2 protein-coding genes are annotated in these 1,015 nt (G+C 44.8%); both read right to left on the bottom strand.

Annotation, left to right across the window (positions count from 1 at the left end; genetic code table 11):
- The coding region (locus tag B7X71_RS17795; RefSeq protein WP_293601718.1) for a DUF3429 domain-containing protein at positions 1 to 254 on the bottom strand (254 nt) is incomplete at its 3' end.
- A 36-nt stretch (positions 255 to 290) separates the two neighbouring features.
- The coding region (locus tag B7X71_RS17790) for a 3-hydroxyacyl-CoA dehydrogenase NAD-binding domain-containing protein (protein WP_293601717.1) at positions 291 to 1,015 on the bottom strand (725 nt) is incomplete at its 5' end.

Raw genomic sequence — 1,015 nt, 5'->3', positions numbered from 1 at the left:
GGAATCACTCCCCAGATCCAAGCATTGCGATCTTCCCAGCGATCACCGGGTGGATTTTTTCCGAGAGTATGAAGATTAGCGCCCCAATGAAGCGCCCCCATAAATGCAGTGATAACCGCACCATAACCTGCAAGCGATTCGGCGCCTAAATAGTTGAGAGGTGTTGGCGCTAACTGAACGATTAAAGCTAGTACAACAAAAGGGATAAGACCTGCGTAAGCTAATTTAATAACAAGAGGGGGTAAAGGATTCACGATACTTCTTTGCGAGTGATATTGATATAAAAGAGATTATTGATCGTAGTGATAAACGCCACGGCCAGTCTTGCGGCCAAGATAACCAGCAGCAACCATTTCGCGTAGCAGTGGGCAAGGGCGATATTTTGAGTCACTAAAGTTTTCAAAATAGACCTCCATGATTGCTAGGCAGGTATCTAGGCCAATGAGATCAGCCAAAGCAAGCGGACCAATGGGTTGATTGCAGCCTAACTTCATGCCCGCATCGATATCTTCTGGACTGGCAAGGCCTTCGTGCAAGACAAAAAAGGCTTCATTAATCATCGGCAATAGAATGCGGTTAACTACAAAACCGGGCGAATTCTTCACGGTAATAGGCTCTTTACCAATTCGCTTAGCCATCTCGATAATGGCGGCATGAGTGGCATCGCTCGTTTGTAAACCCCTGATGACCTCCACTAAAGCCATGAGCGGAGGGGGATTAAAGAAGTGCATCCCAATAAATCGCTCCGGATGCGAATCTAGAGCGGCAAGCTGAGTAATTGAAAGTGAGGAGGTGTTGGTGGCAATAATCGTCTCTGCACTCACAATCTCATCAACCTGTTTCAATATCTTTTCTTTGATAGCTTGGTTTTCTGTTGCCGCTTCAATAACAAGGTGTAATCCTTTTAGATCGACATAAGAGGTGCTGCCTTTAATACGCTTTAATGCCTCCTCTTTGGATTGACTAGTCAACATTTCTTTTTTGATCAATCTGTCTAAACTTTTGGAGATTTGTG

The organism is Polynucleobacter sp. 39-46-10, from assembly GCF_002282275.1.
The sequence above is the reverse complement of the archived record's forward strand: the minus strand, read 5'-3'. Positions and strand labels throughout refer to the sequence as shown.